This window comes from Phyllobacterium lublinensis, from assembly GCF_020164435.1.
Classification (GTDB): domain Bacteria; phylum Pseudomonadota; class Alphaproteobacteria; order Rhizobiales; family Rhizobiaceae; genus Phyllobacterium; species Phyllobacterium lublinensis.
Genome location: NZ_JAIUDQ010000009.1, coordinates 87,332 through 106,836, shown reverse-complemented (window position 1 = coordinate 106,836; position 19,505 = coordinate 87,332). Strand labels below are relative to the sequence as shown.

Below are 19,505 nucleotides of genomic sequence, written 5' to 3'. Positions count from 1 at the left end.
TTATGCAATTAATGGTATTTTTCTCCAAGGTTCAAGGTTATAGTGCATTCATGGCGAGTCATTTCTCGTTTACCGGTTTAGAGTATAAAAAACGGTAGGTTAAGTAGGTATAAATTAGGCAGTCCCACATTAAAGTATAGCGCATATTTTTGATGAAAATTTATATTTGAGGACGAAATTATGAGTGATAGTCAGATCAATCGGACTGAAAATGCAAGATTTATTCAGCAAATGCTGGGTGAATTGAGGGCAATGGCCAAAACAAACCGCTTGGAAATGTTGGCCTATCTTATAGAGATTGCGTATATTGAAAGCAGTGATCAGTTGCGCAAGGATATTGGTGCCCGCTCAGGAGTAGATAAGCGAAACATATCCGCCTGATTGGCGTTGCAGGCGACCGGCAAGGTCGAGTTCCAGCAGAATCAGCATTACCACTGACGGATGCAGTTCGCTTGTGCGGATAAGCTCATCGATTTCAACCGGAACGGGACCGAGCAAATTGACGACGCGGTCCCGGTCGGATTCGTCAGGTACATTCATCGGCGGAAAATCAAACTCCGGCGCCAGGAAGGCATCGTCGGTGGCAGGTCGCTCAACAAGCGGCATCAGGGCGGTTATGACGTCATCGGAACATGTGGTCACGATAGCGCCGTTCTTCAACAATCCATTTGTGCCCTTTGCGCGCGGGTCCAGCGGGGAGCCGGGTACTGCGAAGACAAGCCGTCCAAGTTCGCCAGCGAGCCGTGCACTGACCAGCGAACCGGAGCGCTCCGCCGCCTCCACCACGACCAACCCGAGCGAAAGGGCTGCGACGATGCGGTTGCGCCGCGGAAAATCCTTGGCGCGGGGCTCCCATCCAAACGGCATTTCGCTGATGACTGCGCCAAAGCGAGCACTTATGGCATTGTAGAGAGCCAGGTTCTCGGGAGGGTAGGGCAGGTCGAGACCTCCGGCCATGACCGCCACAGTACCATGGTCAAGGCTCGCCTCGTGGGCGGCCGTGTCGATTCCTCGTGCAAGGCCGGAAATGATCGCAAAGCCAGCTTCACCAAGTTGCCTTGCAATCGTGCGGGCGAATTTGATGCCGACCAAGGAGGCATTGCGCGCGCCAACAATGGCCACGGGCGGAAGCCGGAAGACATCGCGGTTACCCTTGACCGCGACCAGCGGCGGGGGATTGTCGCATTGCCTGAGGTACGGCGGATATTCCGGCTCACCTATCCCGACGAATGCAGCCCCCATGCGTGCCGCGGCCTGCAATTCGCGTTCGGCTTCGGCAAGGCTGGCGATGCGGACAGGTCGCCCCGCGCCGCCGCGCCGCACGAGTTCTGGCAGCATCTCGAGAGCGTCGGCGGCCGAGCCACAATGGGCAATCAGGTCGCGGAACGTCGCCGGTCCCACATTTTCACTGCGGATAAGGCGCAGCCAGCTCAGCCGCTGGCTGTCGGAAAGGCGTATGCCTTTCCCTTCATTCACCCCTTGGATCCTATCTTGCCTTCCGTGCCGGAGACAAGACGCTGGATGTTGGCCCGGTGCTTGATGAAGACGATGATAGTCAGGATCACGAACAGCGCGGCGATCTGATGCAAACCGATACAATAGAGAGCGATGGGGACCACGACTGCACTGATGAGGGCCGCAAGCGAGGAATAACGCGTTACATATGCCACGATCAGCCAGACGGCCGCGAAGATTAATGCACCCTTCCAGAAAAGACCGAGCAACACGCCGAGATAGGTGGCAACGCCCTTACCACCCTTGAACTTCAGCCAAACTGGAAAAATGTGACCGAGAAAGGCGCCGAGGCCCGCAACAATCGCGGCTTCCGGTGCAGCGATGCCGGCGATCAGGACGGCGGCTGTGCCCTTCAGCATATCAAGCAGCAGCGTTGCCGCAGCAAGTTTCTTGTTGCCCGTACGCAGGACGTTCGTGGCTCCAATATTGCCGGAGCCTATGCTGCGCACGTCACCTAGCCCGGCCATGCGCGTCAGGATGAGGCCAAAGGGAATGGAACCGAGCAGGTAGCCAAAGGCGAGCGCGAACAGGAGAAGCGGAAATCCTGCTTGCCCGTTGAAGAATTCCGACATGCATGATCCTTTTGATCACTTCAGAGGGTGAATACTGACTTTCCTGCGACGAATGTTTGAACGACCCGACCTTGAAAACGCGCACCCTCAAAACAGCTGTTCTTGGAACGCGACCGCAAGTCTTCTTCCTTCACAACCCATGGTTCGTCAAGATCGACTATGGTCATATCCGCCGCCGATCCCGGTCGCAGTGAACCTGCATCGAGGCCGAAAATCCGGGCCGGTGCGCTCGACATTGCCTCGATGATGCGCAGCAGTGGCACATCGCCATTGTGATAGAGGCGAAGGGCTGCTCCGAGCAGCGTTTCCAGTCCAATGGCACCCGCTGCAGCGTCGGCGAAGGGCAGGCGCTTCGTATCGACGTCCTGCGGATCGTGCGCCGAAACGATGATGTCGATCGTGCCATCGCGAAGCGCTTCCACCATGGCGAGTCGATCCTCTTCGAGGCGCAGCGGTGGCTCCAAACGGAAGAAGGTACGAAATTCGCCAATGTCATTCTCGTTGAGCGAGAGATGATTGATCGATACGGCGGAGGTGACGTTCAACCCGTTCTGCTTGGCGCGGGTAATCACCTCGGCCGACATGGCCGTCGAAATTTGCGCCGCGTGGTAGGCGCCTTGCGTGAGCGCCGCAAGACGCATGTCGCGCTCCAGCGGAATGACTTCCGCTTCGCGCGGGGCGCCGGAAAGACCGAGCCAACTCGCATAGAGGCCCTCGTTCATCACGCCGGTAATGCCGAGATGAGGATCGCGCGCTTCGTGGGCAAGGACGACACCGAAGTCGCGGGCATAGGTGAGCGCGCGGCGCATCAGTTGCGAATTGGCGATCGAATGGCGGCCCTCCGAAATCGCAACGGCGCCAGCTTCGCGCAGCAGCCCGATCTCGGTCATCTCCTCGCCCTGCAGGCCCTTGGTGACAGCCGCCGCCGGATGGACGTTGACGACAGCGGTATCGCGCGCCGTCCGCATCACGAACTCGACGAGCGCGACATTGTCGATCACAGGATCCGTGTCCGGCATCATGATCATCGAGGTCACACCGCCAGCGGCCGCCGCATGGCTGGCGGAGGCGATGGTTTCGCGGTGCTCGGCGCCGGGTTCACCGATGAAGACGCGCGCGTCGACGAGGCCCGGAAGCACGGCTTTCCCGCGGCAATCGATGACGGTAGCACCTTCGGGCATGCCCTGGTTGCGGGCATCGGCGCCGCTGGCGACGATCTTGTCGTTCTTTATGATCAGCGTTCCGGGCTCATCCAGATTGCGTGAGGGGTCGACAATGCGGGCATTGTGCAGAACGGTGGTGCTCATCCTGCTACTCCCTCAGCATTGCGGCGCTGGTCGAGCAGCGCTTCCATCACCGCCATGCGCACGGCAACACCCATCTCGACCTGTTCCTGAATGACGCTCTGGACGCCATCAGCCACGTCGGAGGCGATTTCCACGCCGCGATTCATCGGACCCGGGTGCATGACGATAGCGTCGGGCTTGGCATATTTGAGTTTTTCGCGGTCAAGGCCGTGATAGCGGAAATATTCGCGCACGGAAGGAACAAAAGAGCCCGCCATGCGCTCGCGCTGCAGGCGCAGCATCATGACGACGTCGGCATCTTTCAGGCCGTCTTCCATCTTGTGGAACACCTCGGCACCCATATGCGCAATGCCGGACGGTAGCAGCGTCGAGGGGGCAACCACGCGAACGCGTGCGCCAAGAGCGTTGAGCAGGATGATGTTCGAGCGCGCGACCCGGGAGTGCAGCACGTCACCACAGATCGTGACGATCAGCCGTGCGACCTTGCCCTTGGCGCGGCGAATGGTGAGGGCATCGAGGAGGGCCTGCGTCGGATGTTCATGCGCGCCATCGCCCGCATTCACCACGGAGCAGCCGACCTTTTGCGCCAGAAGCGCTGCAGCGCCGGCGGATGAGTGGCGGATGATCAGGATGTCGGGCCGCATGGCATTGAGCGTCATCGCCGTGTCGATCAGCGTTTCGCCTTTCTTCACCGACGAATTGCCGACGGACATGTTCATCACATCGGCGCCAAGACGTTTGCCGGCCAGCTCGAAAGATGATTGCGTGCGCGTCGACGCTTCGAAGAAAAGATTGATCTGGGTGCGGCCGCGCAAGACGCTCTTCTTCTTTTCCGGCTGGCGCGAAACGGCGATTTCGCTTTCGGCGAGGTCGAGCAGTTGTACAATGTCTTGCGGGGAAAGACCCTTGATGCCAAGCAAGTGGCGATGGGGAAACAGGAGGGGGAGCGTTTCTGATGTCATGTCAAGTCCCCCCTATAAGCTTCAAGCCGCGGCCCCGCAAGCGCCGGGGGCCACCTGGATCCCAGTTTTCCAAGAAAATGGTGCGAAAAACTGAAAGTGCAAAACGATTGCAATGATGAATATCGACTATGGCATCGGAGTCCATATACTGCGCGCATTAACCGCTTGTCAGAATCTTCACCCCATAAAGAGTTGAATGCGTTGCCAGGGCCGTGGCTACAGCGCGAACATTGAAATGTGAAACAGGACAGTTTCTTGAAAACCCATGACGTTCTCAACCAGACGCCTTCGATGATCGGCCTCAATGCCTATCTCGGTGATCCGTTGTTGATGCAGATCACCAAGCGGTTTCCCCAGACCACGCGCACCGAACTGGAGCAGGGCGGTCGTTTCGTGTTGTCTGGCGATGCGCAGGATCTAGCCCGGCTCGCCAATACCGAAGCGCCGAAACTGCGCACCCACGACCGTCAGGGGCATCGGATTGACGTTGTCGACTATCACCCCGCCTATCATGCGCTGATGCGCCGGTCGGTGGCACAGGGACTGCATTCGTCGATCTGGGAAGACGGCACGCCGGAATCGGCGATACGCCATCAGGCACGCGCGGCTCGGTTCTATCTCACGGCCCAGCTGGAGTGCGGGCATCTGTGTCCGCTGACCATGACGAGCGCATCGCTGGCTGCGCTCATGGCTGCGCCCACACTCTATCGCGAGTGGTCGCCGCTGATCCTGCCGCGCAAATATGACTCGGGCAACAAACCGCCTGCGAAGAAGGCGAGCCTGACCCTCGGCATGGGCATGACCGAGAAGCAGGGCGGTACGGACGTTCACACCAATACGACGCGAGCTGAACCGGCGGGTAGCGGCTTTTACCGGATCACCGGCCACAAATGGTTCATGTCTGCGCCGATGTCGGATGCTTTCCTCATCCTGGCGCAGGCGCGCGAGGGCCTTTCCTGTTTCCTCGTGCCGCGCATCCTGCCGAACGGGTCCTCAAACGGCTTTCGGTTCCAGCGCCTGAAGGAAAAACTCGGCAACCGTTCCAATGCGTCGTCCGAGGTCGAGTTCGACAATGCGCTGGGCCAGATGGTTGGCAATCCGGGTGACGGCGTGAAGACAATCATCGACATGGTGACCCTGACCCGGCTTGACTGCGCCGTCGCCTCCGCCGGGTTGATGCGGGTCGGGCTTGCCGAGGCGGTTCACCATGCGCGCCATCGCATCGTCTTTGATGGTCCGCTGATCGACAAACCGCTGATGCTGCGGGTTCTCGCCGATATGGCACTTGACGTTGCCGGTGCAACGGCCTTGTCGCTTCGACTGGCGCGGGCGTTCGACAACGCCGCAAGGGACCGCGGCGAAGCAGCGTTTGCCCGCGTCATGACGCCCGTCGTCAAGTATTGGGTCGCGAAGATTGCCCCGGCCATGCTCTACGAGGCGATGGAATGCCTTGGCGGCAATGGCTACATCGAGGAGGGTAATCTTGCCCGCTTCTATCGCGAAGCACCGGTCAATGCGATCTGGGAAGGATCGGGCAATGTCATGGCCCTGGACGTGCTGCGGGTGCTCAAGCGGGGACCGCAGCTCTTCGATGAGGTCCTGAACTGGATCGGCGCACAACTCGGACGCGGCGGGCAGGGCACTGTCGAAGTCCTGCGTGCCGCCATGCGCGTTGCCGAAAACGACGAGGGTGCGGCACGGATCCTGACGGAACAGCTTGCCCTTGCGGCGGCCGGTGCCGAATTGCGGTATCTCCAGTCGGAGGACATCGCGGACGCGTTCATCGAAACGCGACTTGGCGGACAGTGGCGCACGACCTACGGCATGCTCGATGCACGCCATAACGCCAAGAGCATCGTCAATTCGCTTTATCCCTCAGCCAACTAGTGGACAGTCGGTGACTTGACGGCGGCGATGATGTCGTCGGGTCGGTGTTCCAAACGGACGATTTGGGTTGTCGGTTGCGCTCGGCGAGATAGCAGTTGATGGCGGTCTGCAGATCGATGACCGAATTAAGACATCTTGTGTTAGGCTGGGACTGACCGCTTCGATCAATTGCGTTGCTTTTTACTATTTCCAGTCGGCTGTGCCGATATGAGGATACGATGAGAAGTGCAACAAATCTGAGGGCGTCCGCACGAGACTATCCGGCCAAGGCGGTACGCATAATTGAGCCGTTCGGGGCCGGCGGTGGGCCTGATCTGTTGGCCCGCGTCCTCGCCCCGAAGCTTTCTGAGCTGTGGGGTCAACCGGTGACGGTGGAGAACGTCACAGGTGCGGGAGCCACTGCGGGCCCGGCCCAGGTCGCGAAGTCACTGGCCGACGGCCACACGTTGCTGATCAACACCAATGCTCAGGCATACAGTGCGGCGCTCTTGAAAGACCTCCAGTATGATCCGTTGAAGGATTTCATTCCGGTCATTTCGCTTACAAGGCAAGCCTACGTGCTCGTCACAGGCAAGGCGACCGGCGTCACCACCGTCGACGGACTTATTGCGGCGGCGAAGGCGAAGCCTGGTGAGCTCAAGTTTGGATCCACTGGTATAGGCACCGGCACACATGTTGGAGTCGAGAAATTCAATCAAGCGGTCGGAATCAAGGCGCTGCATATGCCCCCGTCACCGAGCGATTCCAATGCCGATACGATCGCCAACGCGATCGCGGGGCGCTTCACGTACTATTTGGTGCCAATCTCTCTTGCTCTTCCCCACATTCATGAGGGCACACTAATTGCGCTGGGGGTGAGTACCGCTCGCCGCTCAACCTTGCTCCGGGAGGTACCGACTATCGCGGAGGCGATCGTCGCCAGATTCGACTTCCCTATTTGGTATGGAATGTGGGTGCCGGCTGGCACTCCGACCGGCGTGGTTGACAAGCTTGCGAATGACATAGGGAGCATGCTCACCAGGCCGGATCTGCGCGAGTGGATCGCTAAACACGGAGGCGAGCCAATGAGCATGACGCAACCCGAGTTCGTGCGTTTCGTGGAAAGCGAGAGTGAAGTTACGGCGCGACTCATGAAAACCGCCAGTGTCTAGCCTTGATTGGGGGCCCTCTGATGAGGTGTCTGCGTGGTTAGCGCGACGAGGGTTATTCCCGTACGCATGCGCCAAGGCGCGCATTCGCTTTCGCAAAAGATAGGTCGATACAACTAGGGCTCTGTAGATATTCGCTCCATGACCGTCCAAAGGGCGTTCTTACCGTGCGCCGGTGCTCATGAGCCATAGGCTCACTGCGCTCCGATTCTCGAAAATCAACATTCTCGGCGCGTCGTGACGTCGAATTTCAACGGATCCCAGGTTGGTCATGATCATCTGACTTGGCACACGGTGCACGCATCGCGTGCATCGTACCGTTTTGCCAAAAAATTCCGATCAGGCACCAGAAAATTGCATCCCCGGCTCGAAAGGGGGCTCGCTAATACGTTCAATTTGAATTAAATTTTCGTAAATTAACCTTAACAAACGGTTTACGTTGCCGTTCGCTTCTTAAACGATATCACTAACAGTCGAAAATGCACTGCAAAAACGCAGGGTTAAGAAAAAATGATGATGTCCATCCGAACGAGGAGAAACTGAATGCGCAGCTTCCTGATTTTCTGGGCGGGACCGCTGGGCTTCTTGTGGGGATGGTACTTCCTGTCCTACTACGATCTGAGCATGGGCATGTATTTTTTCAGCCGCGACATGCATGACCTGGTTTTCAGGATTTACGGCAATGCGCTGGGGATCGCGCCAGAGAGTATTCCACCGCTGGTTGCGCGCGCTTGCATCGTCGATACCGGCCTGGTCCTGTGCCTCATCGCATTCCGCCGCCGCCGGCAAATCATCGCCTGGGCAAAGGCATGGCGTGCAGCACGCGCTTCCTATGTGAAGGAAATGCCGTCGGTATCCGTTTCCTGACGCAGGCTCTGCAGGCGATCGAGCGCACCTTGCAAAATGAAGGCAGCGGCCGCTGAATCGATGCGGTCGGCACGCTTCTGCCGCGACACATCCATACCGATCAGAGCGCGTTCCGCGGCCACAGTCGACAGCCGCTCGTCCCAATAGACGAAGGGCAGGTCGGTCAGCTTCTCCATGTTGCGGACAAAAGCGCGGGTTGCCTGCACACGCGGACCCTCGGACCCATCCATGTTCACGGGCAATCCAATCACAATTGCGCCGACATTATCAGTGCTCAAGGCCTTCAGGAGGTCCTGCGCGTCATGGGTGAACTTGCTGCGCCTGAGCACGGGGCGAGGATTGGCGAACGAAAAACCGAGATCCGATATGGCGATGCCGATCGTCTTCGTACCGAGGTCGAGACCAGCAAGGGTCTTGCCGGCGGCGACGTGATCTTCCAGTTCTTCAATCGTCAGTATCGTCAATTTGATATCCCGTACTTGAAATGTCGGCCTATAGATCGTTTTAATCTGCAATGTCCGTCACGTAGCGGTATTAACGTCTGTCACATAGCGGTATTAAAGCGCTGTGGCGAGGATTCACATGCACTTGAAGGGATAAGATCATGAAAATAACCTGGCTCGGCCATTCGGCGTTCCGCATCGAAACCGCGGGTAACACCATTCTGATCGACCCGTTTCTGAACGGAAATCCCGGCGCAAAAGGCGTCGACTTCAAGGAAGCGGCCAAGGGGGTCAACCACATTGTACTGACGCATGGGCACGGCGATCATGTCGGTGATACGATCCAGCTTTCCAAGGATACCGGAGCGCTGGTCACCGGCAATGCCGATCTCGTGACTTGGCTGAACAACCGCGGCGTCGCCCGCGTCGATCCGACGAACACGGGAGGCACCGTCTCCTATGACGGTTTCACAGTGACCTATGTCAATGCACTGCACTCGTCCGCCCATATGACCGAGGATGGGGTTTCCCATTCTCTCGGCAATGCCAATGGCATCATTCTGCATTTCGACAGTGAGCCGACGCTTTACCATATGGGTGACACGGACATTTTCTCGGATATGGCCCTGATCAATGAGTTGCACCAGCCGGAAATCGGCATCGTCCCGATTGGCGACCGCTTTACCATGGGCGGAGCAGTCGCGGCGCTTGCGGCGCGGCGCTATTTCAAGTTCGCGAAGGCAATTCCATGCCACTACGGCTCGTTCCCGATCATCGATGCGACGCCGGAGAAGTTCGTCGCCGGTATGGACGGAGGCGGGAGCGAGGTGATTGTCCCCAAGACAAATGAGCATTTTACGGTTTGACGCAAGCTTGCTAAAGCAGCGACAAACACTGGATGATACCGCTGGGAGAGTAATGTGCGCAGACTGCTTCTGATTTCCTGCATGGTGGCCGCCACGACGCCTGTCTTCGCACAGGCGATTGACGCCAAGGGGGCGGATGAACTCGCCAAAACCCTTTCGAAATATTTCGGCAGTTCGGCGATCGAGAAGAAAATCCTCAACGTCGTGCCAGGGACCGACGGCTATCGCGTCACCTTCAACACAGCAAAATTGCTCGAATCCTTGCCCAAGCAGGACTATTTCAAGGGGGATTTCGGCGAATACAGTCTCCTGACGAAACCGCTCGCCGATGGTTCCTGGAGCGTCACCTCAACGGCGTGGCCGGGTGGGTCAGTTGAAACAACGACGCCCGCGGGACCGGAATCGGTTCGGTGGTCCGTTGACGACGCGAACATGACCGGCATTTTCGATCCGAGGATCGGCGCTTTTTCCAAGGCATCGTTTTCCTACGGCGCGTTCAAGATGAAGTCGACAAGTCCTACCCAAGATGTCGATGCTAGCGCCAAATCCGCGAAAGGCGAACTGATCGGGACTGCGGCCACGACAGGCGGCGTAGATTTCAACAACAACCAGTCCGCAACCGACTTCCAGGAGACCATGATCATCAAATCGCCGCCGCCGGCGGACGATACTGCAACTGACGGCAATGGCGCGGTTTCGCAAGAGGCGATGAAAGTGGTCATTCACGGCGCTGAACTGGGTGTCAATGCCGATGGAAAGGGGGTTCGCAATCTCGAACTGCTGGACCTTTGGGCCTTTTTCGTTGCCCATACCGGGGAAAAGACGCTGAAGAGTGCCGACCAGTCGGAACTCAAAACGAAGCTCCTTGCTGCTCTGCCGCTCTGGGACAAGCTGTCCGGGGCCTATCATCTCGCCGGTCTTGATGTTGCAACGCCGCTTGGATCCTTCTCCGCGAACAAAATCTCCCAGGAACTGAATTTCGACGGCGTCAGCAAGAATGGCGAATACCATTATGCCTTGCGTACGAATGGCCTGAAATATCCGTCATTACCGATACCCGAGTGGAGCCTGCCATTTCTTCCGACCGACCTGGAACTGGCATTTGGAACAGAGGGTGTCGACCTGGACACGATTGCGAGGGCCGCGATCTCGGATATGGACCTGAACCGGGAAAAGCCGTTCTCCGATGAATTCGAGGCGAACACGGCCGCAGCCTTTATGGTCAATCCGCCAAAAGTCGTCATCGACAAGAGCCTTTTGCGCACCGCCGATACGGAGCTTACCGTCGAGGGCGAGATTTCCCTGGTTGCGATGAAGCCGGAAAGCCGGACGACCTGGGAGATGACAGGGTTCGATGCTGCCCTCGAGCGCTTGACGAAGGCGTCCGAACAGGAGCCCGAGATCAAGGACTACATCGTGTTTGCCAAGCTCGCCAAGGATTTCGGCACGCAATTGCCCAACGGACGCATCCAGTGGATCGTTGATCAAAAGGCCGATGGCTCCGTGAGCATCAATGGCAATCCCGTCAAGGGTCCTGATCCAGTTGATGAGCCCTCAGGCGACGACTTGCTGGATGGTGGTGTCACGCTGGACGACAATGTCATCAACCCCGATGCCGGCGACGACAATCAGTCCGGCACACCACCCGCGCAGTAAGGTCTGCCTCGGGCCTTCTTGTCCGTTGCACTCGTTCGCAACGGACACTATAGCTCTGGGAACAGAAGCTCTGTAGAAATGAACGTCGAATTCAGGAATTCCCTATGTCTGTCGATATTTCCACCGTCAAACGCGTTGCGCATCTTGCTCGGATTGCCGTGAGCGAAGATGACGCGACCCGCATGACTGGCCAGTTGAACGCAATCCTCGGCTTTGTCGAGCAGTTGAATGAGGTTAATGTCGAGGGCGTGGAGCCGATGACGTCGGTAACGCCCATGGCCATGAAGAAGCGTCAGGACGAGGTGAATGACGGCAACAAGGCAGCCGACATCGTTGCCAACGCACCCATCCACGAGGAGAACTTCTTCGTCGTCCCGAAAGTGGTCGAGTAACGCGACCATGGCTATTTCCGTCGCCATCGAAACGCCTCTGCAGGACGATGTCAGGGCGCTGGTTGCCGATCTCAATGAGCACCTGCTACCGCTTTCGCCCATCGAGTTCCAGTTCAAGATGACTGTTGAACAGATGGCTGGCAGCGACACGACGGTTTTTGTGGCACGGGACGAGAGCGGGAGCGCAGTCGGCTGCGGCGCGTTGAAGGAGCACGGCGAAGGCCTGGGCGAAGTCAAGCGCATGTTCACACGGCCCAGCGTGCGCGGCCAACGTGTCGGCTCGGCGCTGCTCGAGGCCATAACCAGCCTTGCCAAGGAGAGGGGCGTTACCAGGCTCGTCCTCGAAACGGGCGCCGGACCAGGTTTCGCAGATGCCTACCGCCTCTATGAACGATCCGGATTTACCCGTTGCGGGGTGTTCCTGGACTATCCCGATTCCGAACACAGTGCATTTTACGAAAAGCGGCTCGCCCTTACGGCAGCCCAATAAACAGGACTAGACATGACTGACCTGACCGCTCTCACCATTGCCGAGGCGCGCGACCAGCTGAAAGCGAAGGCGATCACTGCCACCGAATTGACCGGCGCCTATATCAAGGCGATCGAGAACGCAAACGATATGCTTAATGCCTATATCGTCACAACGCCGGAAAAGGCGCTGGACATGGCCAAGGCATCCGATGCGCGGCTTGCAGCCGGCAATGCCGGGGCGCTCGAAGGCATTCCACTGGGCATCAAGGACCTGTTTGGTACCGAAGGCGTGCATACGCAGGCCTGTTCGCACATTCTTGACGGATTCAAGCCGCATTACGAATCGACGGTCACTGCAAATTTGTGGGCCGATGGCGCAGTCATGCTGGGCAAGCTCAACATGGACGAGTTCGCCATGGGCTCATCAAACGAAAGCTCCTATTACGGACCGGTGAAGAATCCCTGGCGCGCCAAGGGATCGAATGCGGATCTGGTGCCCGGCGGTTCATCCGGCGGTTCCGCCGCAGCTGTTGCGGCACGCCTTTGCGCCGGTGCCACCGCTACCGACACCGGTGGTTCGATCCGCCAGCCGGCGGCATTCACCGGTACGGTCGGCATCAAGCCAACTTATGGCCGCTGCTCACGCTGGGGCATTGTCGCCTTTGCGTCGTCGCTTGATCAGGCCGGGCCGATCGCACGTGACGTGCGCGATGCGGCCATCCTGTTGAAATCGATGGCCTCGGTCGATGCAAAGGACACCACATCGGTCAACATTGCAGTGCCCGACTACGAGGCTGCGATCGGCAAGCCGCTTGCCGGACTGAAGATCGGCATTCCAAAGGAATACCGTGTCGACGGGATGCCTGAAGAGATCGAAAAACTCTGGCAGCAGGGTATTGCCTGGCTGAAGGATGCTGGCGCTTCGATCGTGGACATTTCGCTGCCCCACACAAAATATGCACTGCCCGCCTATTATATCGTTGCCCCGGCGGAGGCATCTTCCAACCTTGCCCGCTATGACGGCGTCCGCTACGGCTTGCGCGTGCCGGGCCGGGATATCGTGGACATGTATGAGAAGACGCGCGCCACCGGCTTCGGCGACGAGGTCAAGCGTCGCATCATGATCGGCACCTATGTGCTTTCCGCCGGCTACTACGACGCCTACTATCTCCAGGCGCAGAAGGTACGCACGCTGATCAAGAAGGATTTCGAAGACGTGTTCCATGCGGGCGTCGACGCCATTCTCACCCCTGCGACCCCTTCGGCCGCGTTCGGCATTGCCGATCAGGATCTGGCAGCAGATCCGGTGAAGATGTATCTCAACGACATCTTTACGGTAACGGTGAACATGGCGGGGCTTCCCGGAATTGCCGTGCCCGCCGGTCTGGATGAAAAGGGCCTGCCGCTCGGCCTGCAGCTTATCGGACGGCCGTTCGATGAGGAGACGCTGTTCCAGACGGCCCATGTGATCGAGCAGGCCGCAGGCAAGTTCAACGCGCCGAAATGGTGGTAACGATCAGGTGCGCGACAGAAGCCGACATTGCAGCCATCGCTGCAGTCGGCGCCCGCGCCTGGGCGTCGAACATATTTTCCTTCGAGCCGGAACTGCCGGGCATGCGGGCGCATGTCGAGAAAGCCTTCCGGGTTTTCGCAGAAACGTCGTTCAATCAGGTGCTGGTGGCTGACGCGGACGGAGCCGTTGTCGGTTGGGGCGCGCGCGATGAGGACAATGACTACATCTCCGATCTTTGGGTCGAACCGGCCGTACAGGGCCAGGGGATAGGCTCGTCACTGTTGCGCGCCATCAAATTAGCCATTGCAGAGGCTGGGTACGACAAGGCGCGCATCAGCACCCATGCGCGCAATCTCGGCGCGATCCGGCTCTACCGGCGCGAAGGTTTCGAGATCGTCGAACAGGGCCCTGAATGGTCGACCAGCCTCGAGCGGGAAATCAACAAGGTCAAAATGCTGGCGGAGCTGGGCTGACGATGTTCTTCTACCTTTCAAAGATCTTCTGGTTCTTTGCCCAGCCGCTCAATGTTTCCGTGTTGCTGGTGGCGCTGACCGTTGTTGCGCTGGTCCTGAAATGGCGTCGTACCGCAATTCTGGCATCGGCCTGTGCCCTTTTTGTACTGGCGGCCGGAGCGTGGACGTCGCTTGGCGCCCTGATGATGCACCCGCTTGAGAACCGGTTCCAGCGCCCTGACTCCCTGCCGGACCAGATCGCCGGGATCGTGGTTCTTGGTGGCGGTTTTGAGGGTGGGGTCAATCTCGTGCGCGGTGGCTATGAGCTGAATTCCAGTGGCGACCGATTGGTCGAAGCGGCGGTTCTGGCTGCGCGTCACCCTGAGGCAAAGGTGGTCGTGACTGGCGGCACAGGCAACCTGATCCTTGAGGGAGAAGGCGATGGTGTGACTGCGCCGCGGTTGCTGACCGCCCTGGGCATCGCTCCCGGGCGACTGATGCTGGAAAGCCAGTCGCGCAATACCTATGAGAACGCCCTGTTCACAAAGGAGATGGTGAACGCCAAGCCGGGCGAAACCTGGGTGCTCATCACATCGGCGTTTCACATGCCGCGTTCGGTCGGGCTGTTCCGCAAGGCAGGCTTCGAGGTGGTGCCGTGGCCGTCGGATTACCGTACGTCCGGCAAGGAATCCGCTGGCCTGTCCAGGGACAATCCGATGGACTCCCTGCAGAACGTGTCGATAGCGCTGCGGGAATGGGTTGGCCTACTGGCCTATTGGATGGCCGGGCGCACCGACCAGCTGTTGCCGTCGCCATGATCCGGCAAATCGACGTACTCATCATTGGTGCCGGTGCGGCGGGCATGATGTGCGCCATCGAGGCGGGCAAACGTGGGCGCTCGGTGATCATTATCGATCATGCAGCTGCGCCTGGCGAAAAGATCCGCATTTCCGGCGGCGGCCGCTGCAATTTTACCAATCTCAATGCAGCACCGCAGAATTATATCAGCACGAATCCGCACTTCTGCATTTCGGCGCTGCGCCGCTATACCCAGCGCGATTTCATCGGTTTCGTCGACCGTTATGGGATCGCATGGCACGAGAAGACCCTCGGCCAGCTCTTCTGCGATGGATCGGCCAGACAGATCATCGATATGCTCGTCACGGAAATGAACCAGGCAGGGGTGGAACTGCGCCTGAACACGACTGCCGATGCCATTGAAACGTCGGAAGAAGGTTATGTCGTCGATCTGTCCGGTGGGCGGGTGCGATGCGCGTCGCTCGTCATCGCTTGCGGAGGCAAATCCATCCCCAAGATGGGCGCGACTGGCTTCGGCTATGACGTTGCCCGGCAATTCGGGCTAGCGCTGACGGAGACGCGTCCGGCCCTCGTTCCCCTTACCTTCGACGAGAACACGCTTGCACCGCTGAAGCCCCTGTCGGGCGTTTCCGTTGATGCGGTTGTCAGCCATGGCAAGACAAGATTTGCCGAAGCCATGTTGTTCACGCATCGCGGACTGAGCGGACCCTCGATCCTGCAGATATCCTCCTACTGGCGTGAAGGAGACATGATCTCGGTTGACATGCTCCCCGGCATCAATGTTTTCGCTGCGCTGCGCGCCGCCCGCACGCGCAATGGGCGCCAGGCATTGCAAACGGCGCTGGGCGAACTGCTGCCAAAACGCCTTGCGCAACTGATCGCCGACAGCAGCGGCATCGAAGGTCATCTGGCGGATCTTGCCGACAAGCAGCTTCTCCGCGTGGAAAAATTGGTCAATGAATGGCAGGTGAAGCCAGCAGGATCAGAAGGCTACCGTACGGCCGAGGTAACGCTTGGCGGTGTCGAAACGGACGGGCTCGATCAGAAAACGATGGAGGCAAAAGCCCGGAAGGGACTTTATTTCATCGGTGAGGTCGTTGACGTAACTGGCTGGCTTGGTGGCTATAATTTCCAGTGGGCCTGGTCATCGGGCTGGGTAGCGGGACAGGCTGCTTGAGGCTGGCGGCTGCTGACCGATTTTGTCAGGAGACGTGGCGTGGAGAAGTCACAGCGGAGGAAATTCATGGCTATTCTCGCAAGCTGCCATTGCGGCGCAATCAAATTCGAGGTGAGTGAAGCGCCTTCGACGGCAACCCGGTGCACATGCACGTTTTGCACCAAGCGCGGAGCACTCTGGGCCTACTATACGCTGGAGCAGGTAAGGCTGTCCGTGGCGACGGAAGCGGATGCTGTCTACGCCCGCAACGGTATGAACAGGCACCATCACTGCAATGTCTGCGGTTGTGGCACCTTTTCGCAGGTCCCCACCTGGACCGACTACAAACCGGATCTGGATCATCCCCGGATAAGCGTCAATGTGCGCCTGTTTGATGATTTCGACATTGGTTCCCTGCCGGTGGAAATCATCGACGGAAGAAATCTCTGGTAGTCAGTCCGCGAACGGAATTGGCGGATGTTGGCGGGGCCAACCCCGCTTATTTTGAACGCTCGACTACTGACGGTGTCCACGAACCTTCATCAACGATCCCGGCCATTGGCCAATAGGCCCGCACGTAGGGCGAGAAGTCGCCATTCTCGGGCGATGGTGAAGGGTCCCGCATGTTCAGGATCATGATGTTGCCTGATCGGGAGAATCCTGCTTCCCTGAGGCCACGATGTACTTGGTTTAGTCAGACAGGGAGTTAAGGGCCATGTGGATAAAGCTGACCGACGTCAATGGTGATCACCTCACACTCAATTTCACGCACGTCGTCTCCTTCAACCCCTATGGCACGGGCACACACATCGTAACGGCTACGCCCGGCCTTACCTTTTTCGTCAAGGAAACCGCCGAGGAGATCCAGAGCAAAGTCGGGATCAAGGCAAATTAGCCGTCCATCTGCAAAGGAGGGCAGTTAGCCCAGAGGGGTTAACCCACCAAGATGTGCATTCAACCGCGTATCGACTTGCTAGAATGGCAGGATTGATCATAGCGGACTTGGTGACATGAGACCCGATACTGTTATCATCGCAATCGCGATTGCTACACTGATTGGCGCTTACATTTTCTACGGCATTTCCGTCGGGCAACTTCCCAATATTCAGGTTGCCCTGACGATGCCGCCGTCTTGAATGGTATTCAATCGCGCACTCGCCACGACATTGACTGTGAGCGCTTGGTCAAAGCACGACTTGGCCAGGCTCTGGCGCTATGAAATTTTCTGAAACAATTTCGCGTCGTAGCGAAAGTTTGTTTCGTTGCGCTGCAGCAATTGAAAACAAAAGCTGTGTTTCTTCACAGGTGAGGAACCTATTTGCAATTCATTGGTTTCATTCAAGTATGCATCAAAATTCGATACAAATAGTGATTTGTTAAATCGGTTTAGTTTTCATACAAGAGTGCAGTGCACACTGAATATAGCCGTGTGCCTATCGAGGATTACTCTTTGCAAGAGTGGTTTTTGGAGTGGAGGTATCGCAGAATGATAACAATAACTAATGATACATCATCATTGAATGAAACAAATGTATTGAAGATGGCACAAGTGGCCAAGGCTAAGGCAGCAATCCTCAAGGCAAGCGCCAAGTTGAGCGAGCCATGCGACAATCGCACAATTTCCCAGATTTTGCGGGATTCCAGCGGTGGTTTCAGCTTCCGTCGCTGAAACACCGGTTCACTTTCTCAGCTAGCCAAGTTCCGACAAAATAGTCGCCGTTCTGTTCCTGAAGCGTGACGAAACGATGCGACTCCACGAAAGCCGACGGCTTTCATTGGATGCGCCCGCCGGATATTCGGGCGGACGCATTCGGGTTTGTCGACATACGGACGCTGCCTGCTCTCGAGCCGATCAGCACGTTTTTCAGAAACGCAATACAATCATCTGGCCGGTGAGCGATCTTGCGCCAGATCAAAGCGGTATGTTGTCGTGTTTCTTCCAGGGGTTTTCAAGATCCTTGTTGCGGAGCATACGCAATGCCCGCGATACGCGTTTTCGGGTCGAGTGGGGCATGATGACCTCGTCGACATAACCCCTCTCTGCGGCCACGAATGGCGACAGGAAGCGGTCTTCGTATCGCTTCGTATGTTCTGCGATTTTCTCGGCGTCGCCAATGTCCTTGCGGTAGATGATTTCAACGGCGCCCTTGGCACCCATGACCGCGATCTGTGCGGAGGGCCATGCATAATTGATATCCCCACGCAGATGCTTCGACGCCATCACGTCATAGGCGCCGCCATAGGCCTTGCGCGTGATGACGGTGATTTTCGGGACTGTTGCCTCAGCATAGGCGAAAAGCAGTTTGGCGCCGTGCTTGATGAGACCGCCATATTCCTGCGCCGTGCCGGGAAGAAAGCCGGGAACATCGACAAAGGTCACAATCGGGATATTGAAGCAATCGCAGAAGCGGACAAAGCGCGCTGCCTTGCGCGAGGCATCGCTATCAAGAACACCGGCCAGCACCATGGGTTGATTGCCGACGATACCGACCGTCCGGCCTTCGACACGCCCGAAGCCGACAACGATATTGCGCGCAAAGCTTTCCTGAATCTCGAAGAAATCACTTTCATCGACAGTCTTCCGGATCAGCTCCTTGATGTCATAGGGCTTGTTGGCATTGTCGGGCACCAGCCGGTCGAGCGAATAATCGAGGTCTTCGGTCGGCTGATAGCATTCGATCTGCGGAATATCGGCGGTATTGGAGGCAGGCAGGAAGTCGATAAGGCGGCGCATCTGCAATAGCGCCACCACATCATTGTCATATGCCCCATCGGCTATGGACGACTTGGTGGTGTGGACCGAAGCGCCGCCGAGCTGCTCGGCTGTCACGGTCTCATTGGTCACGGTCTTGACCACATCCGGACCGGTGACGAACATGTAGGACGTGTCGCGAACCATGAATATGAAGTCGGTCATCGCCGGCGAATAGACATCACCGCCGGCACAGGGACCCATGATCACGGAAATCTGGGGGATAACGCCCGAGGCGAGAACATTGCGCTGGAAGATCTCGGCATAGCCGCCCAGTGCGGCCACACCTTCCTGAATGCGCGCTCCACCCGCATCATAGAGACCGACGACGGGCGCTCGATTGCGCAGGGCCATGTCCTGGATCTTCTGCACCTTCTCGGCATGGGCTTCAGAAAGCGAGCCGCCGAAGACCGTGAAGTCCTTGGCGAAGACGAAGACCGTGCGGCCATTGATCGTGCCCCAGCCGGTGACGACGCCATCGCCGGCAAATTTCGTTTCTTCCATGCCAAAATCGGTAGAGCGATGCTCGACAAATGTGTCGAACTCCTCGAATGAACCCTCATCGAGGAAGATGTCGATGCGTTCGCGCGCCGTGAGCTTGCCACGCTTGTGCTGCGCCGCGATGCGCGCCTTGCCGCCACCTTCACGGGCAATGTTCCTGCGTCGCTCAAGCTCGATCAGCACGTCCTTCATGGCATCCTCCTCATTTGGTCGTTTCTGATAACAG

The 19,505-nt window shown here is 57.9% G+C and carries 22 protein-coding genes; 15 read left to right on the top strand and 7 right to left on the bottom strand.

Going from position 1 to position 19,505, the window contains the following annotated elements; translation table 11 throughout:
- The first annotated feature begins 180 nt into the window (after window positions 1-180).
- Window positions 181-381 carry a hypothetical protein gene (locus tag K9U38_RS13165; protein ID WP_224494796.1) on the top strand — a complete coding sequence of 67 codons (201 nt, stop codon included), beginning with the start codon at window positions 181-183 and terminating at the stop codon, window positions 379-381.
- Here the strand turns inward: K9U38_RS13165 and dprA are convergent.
- From dprA to K9U38_RS13145, 4 genes are read right to left on the bottom strand one after another with little or no spacing between them, the layout of a single operon-like run.
- Complete coding sequence (gene dprA / locus K9U38_RS13160; protein WP_224494795.1) at window positions 349-1,476, bottom strand: DNA-processing protein DprA; 1,128 nt, start codon at window positions 1,474-1,476, stop codon at window positions 349-351. The genes K9U38_RS13165 and dprA overlap by 33 nt on opposite strands.
- On the bottom strand, window positions 1,473-2,087 hold the full coding sequence (gene plsY, locus K9U38_RS13155) for a glycerol-3-phosphate 1-O-acyltransferase PlsY (protein ID WP_224494794.1): 615 nt from the start codon (window positions 2,085-2,087) through the stop codon (window positions 1,473-1,475). The genes dprA and plsY overlap by 4 nt, the downstream gene beginning before the upstream one ends.
- Before the next feature lie 20 nt (window positions 2,088-2,107).
- Window positions 2,108-3,394, bottom strand: a complete 1,287-nt coding sequence (locus K9U38_RS13150) for a dihydroorotase (RefSeq protein ID WP_224494793.1) — start codon at window positions 3,392-3,394, stop codon at window positions 2,108-2,110.
- Window positions 3,391-4,356, bottom strand: a complete 966-nt coding sequence (locus K9U38_RS13145; protein ID WP_224494792.1) for an aspartate carbamoyltransferase catalytic subunit — start codon at window positions 4,354-4,356, stop codon at window positions 3,391-3,393. Before K9U38_RS13145 ends, K9U38_RS13150 begins: the two co-directional genes overlap by 4 nt.
- Window positions 4,357-4,611: 255 nt before the next feature.
- Between K9U38_RS13145 and K9U38_RS13140 the strand changes: the two genes are divergently transcribed.
- The 3 genes from K9U38_RS13140 to K9U38_RS13130 all read left to right on the top strand — a co-directional run bounded on the left by K9U38_RS13140 (window position 4,612) and on the right by K9U38_RS13130 (window position 8,258).
- Window positions 4,612-6,243 carry an acyl-CoA dehydrogenase family protein gene (locus tag K9U38_RS13140; RefSeq protein WP_224494791.1) on the top strand — a complete coding sequence of 544 codons (1,632 nt, stop codon included), beginning with the start codon at window positions 4,612-4,614 and terminating at the stop codon, window positions 6,241-6,243.
- Between the two features lie 218 nt (window positions 6,244-6,461).
- On the top strand, window positions 6,462-7,394 hold the full coding sequence (locus tag K9U38_RS13135) for a Bug family tripartite tricarboxylate transporter substrate binding protein (protein ID WP_224494790.1): 933 nt from the start codon (window positions 6,462-6,464) through the stop codon (window positions 7,392-7,394).
- Window positions 7,395-7,934: 540 nt separating this feature from the next.
- Complete coding sequence (locus K9U38_RS13130; RefSeq protein ID WP_224494789.1) at window positions 7,935-8,258, top strand: DUF6105 family protein; 324 nt, start codon at window positions 7,935-7,937, stop codon at window positions 8,256-8,258.
- On the opposite strand, the gene ruvX is transcribed toward K9U38_RS13130, so the two are convergent.
- Window positions 8,222-8,722: a Holliday junction resolvase RuvX gene (gene ruvX / locus K9U38_RS13125; RefSeq protein WP_224494788.1), complete on the bottom strand. Its 501-nt coding sequence runs from the start codon at window positions 8,720-8,722 to the stop codon at window positions 8,222-8,224. The genes K9U38_RS13130 and ruvX overlap by 37 nt on opposite strands.
- A 140-nt stretch (window positions 8,723-8,862) precedes the next feature.
- Between ruvX and K9U38_RS13120 the strand changes: the two genes are divergently transcribed.
- The 9 genes from K9U38_RS13120 (at window position 8,863) to K9U38_RS13080 (ending at window position 16,479) form a co-directional block, all read left to right on the top strand.
- On the top strand, window positions 8,863-9,567 hold the full coding sequence (locus K9U38_RS13120; RefSeq protein WP_224494787.1) for a metal-dependent hydrolase: 705 nt from the start codon (window positions 8,863-8,865) through the stop codon (window positions 9,565-9,567).
- A gap of 54 nt (window positions 9,568-9,621) precedes the next feature.
- Window positions 9,622-11,223 carry a hypothetical protein gene (locus K9U38_RS13115; protein WP_224494786.1) on the top strand — a complete coding sequence of 534 codons (1,602 nt, stop codon included), beginning with the start codon at window positions 9,622-9,624 and terminating at the stop codon, window positions 11,221-11,223.
- Between the two features lie 104 nt (window positions 11,224-11,327).
- Entirely contained in the window at window positions 11,328-11,615 is a 288-nt protein-coding gene (gatC, locus tag K9U38_RS13110) for an Asp-tRNA(Asn)/Glu-tRNA(Gln) amidotransferase subunit GatC (protein ID WP_224494785.1), read from the top strand.
- A 7-nt stretch (window positions 11,616-11,622) separates the two neighbouring features.
- Window positions 11,623-12,105: a GNAT family N-acetyltransferase gene (locus K9U38_RS13105; RefSeq protein ID WP_224494784.1), complete on the top strand. Its 483-nt coding sequence runs from the start codon at window positions 11,623-11,625 to the stop codon at window positions 12,103-12,105.
- Between the two features lie 12 nt (window positions 12,106-12,117).
- A complete protein-coding gene (gene gatA / locus K9U38_RS13100; protein ID WP_224494783.1) occupies window positions 12,118-13,599 on the top strand; it encodes an Asp-tRNA(Asn)/Glu-tRNA(Gln) amidotransferase subunit GatA in 1,482 nt (493 codons plus the stop codon).
- Entirely contained in the window at window positions 13,590-14,072 is a 483-nt protein-coding gene (locus K9U38_RS13095) for a GNAT family N-acetyltransferase (RefSeq protein WP_224494782.1), read from the top strand. Before gatA ends, K9U38_RS13095 begins: the two co-directional genes overlap by 10 nt.
- Before the next feature lie 2 nt (window positions 14,073-14,074).
- The gene (locus tag K9U38_RS13090; protein ID WP_224494781.1) at window positions 14,075-14,869 is read left to right on the top strand and encodes a YdcF family protein; all 795 of its coding nucleotides are present in this window, start codon (window positions 14,075-14,077) and stop codon (window positions 14,867-14,869) included.
- On the top strand, window positions 14,869-16,047 hold the full coding sequence (locus K9U38_RS13085; protein WP_224494845.1) for a BaiN/RdsA family NAD(P)/FAD-dependent oxidoreductase: 1,179 nt from the start codon (window positions 14,869-14,871) through the stop codon (window positions 16,045-16,047). The genes K9U38_RS13090 and K9U38_RS13085 overlap by 1 nt, the downstream gene beginning before the upstream one ends.
- Window positions 16,048-16,113: 66 nt before the next feature.
- On the top strand, window positions 16,114-16,479 hold the full coding sequence (locus K9U38_RS13080) for a GFA family protein (protein WP_224494780.1): 366 nt from the start codon (window positions 16,114-16,116) through the stop codon (window positions 16,477-16,479).
- 46 nt (window positions 16,480-16,525) lie between these two features.
- On the opposite strand, the gene K9U38_RS13075 is transcribed toward K9U38_RS13080, so the two are convergent.
- The gene (locus K9U38_RS13075) at window positions 16,526-16,663 is read right to left on the bottom strand and encodes a hypothetical protein (protein WP_224494779.1); all 138 of its coding nucleotides are present in this window, start codon (window positions 16,661-16,663) and stop codon (window positions 16,526-16,528) included.
- 78 nt (window positions 16,664-16,741) lie between these two features.
- Here K9U38_RS13075 and K9U38_RS13070 point away from each other — a divergent pair, with 78 nt between their 5' ends.
- Both K9U38_RS13070 and K9U38_RS22025 read left to right on the top strand, forming a co-directional pair.
- Entirely contained in the window at window positions 16,742-16,921 is a 180-nt protein-coding gene (locus K9U38_RS13070; RefSeq protein ID WP_224494778.1) for a hypothetical protein, read from the top strand.
- A gap of 115 nt (window positions 16,922-17,036) precedes the next feature.
- Window positions 17,037-17,162, top strand: a complete 126-nt coding sequence (locus tag K9U38_RS22025; protein ID WP_255607181.1) for a hypothetical protein — start codon at window positions 17,037-17,039, stop codon at window positions 17,160-17,162.
- Between the two features lie 776 nt (window positions 17,163-17,938).
- Here K9U38_RS22025 and K9U38_RS13065 read toward each other — a convergent pair.
- Entirely contained in the window at window positions 17,939-19,471 is a 1,533-nt protein-coding gene (locus tag K9U38_RS13065; protein WP_224494777.1) for an acyl-CoA carboxylase subunit beta, read from the bottom strand.
- Window positions 19,472-19,505 lie beyond the last annotated feature (34 nt).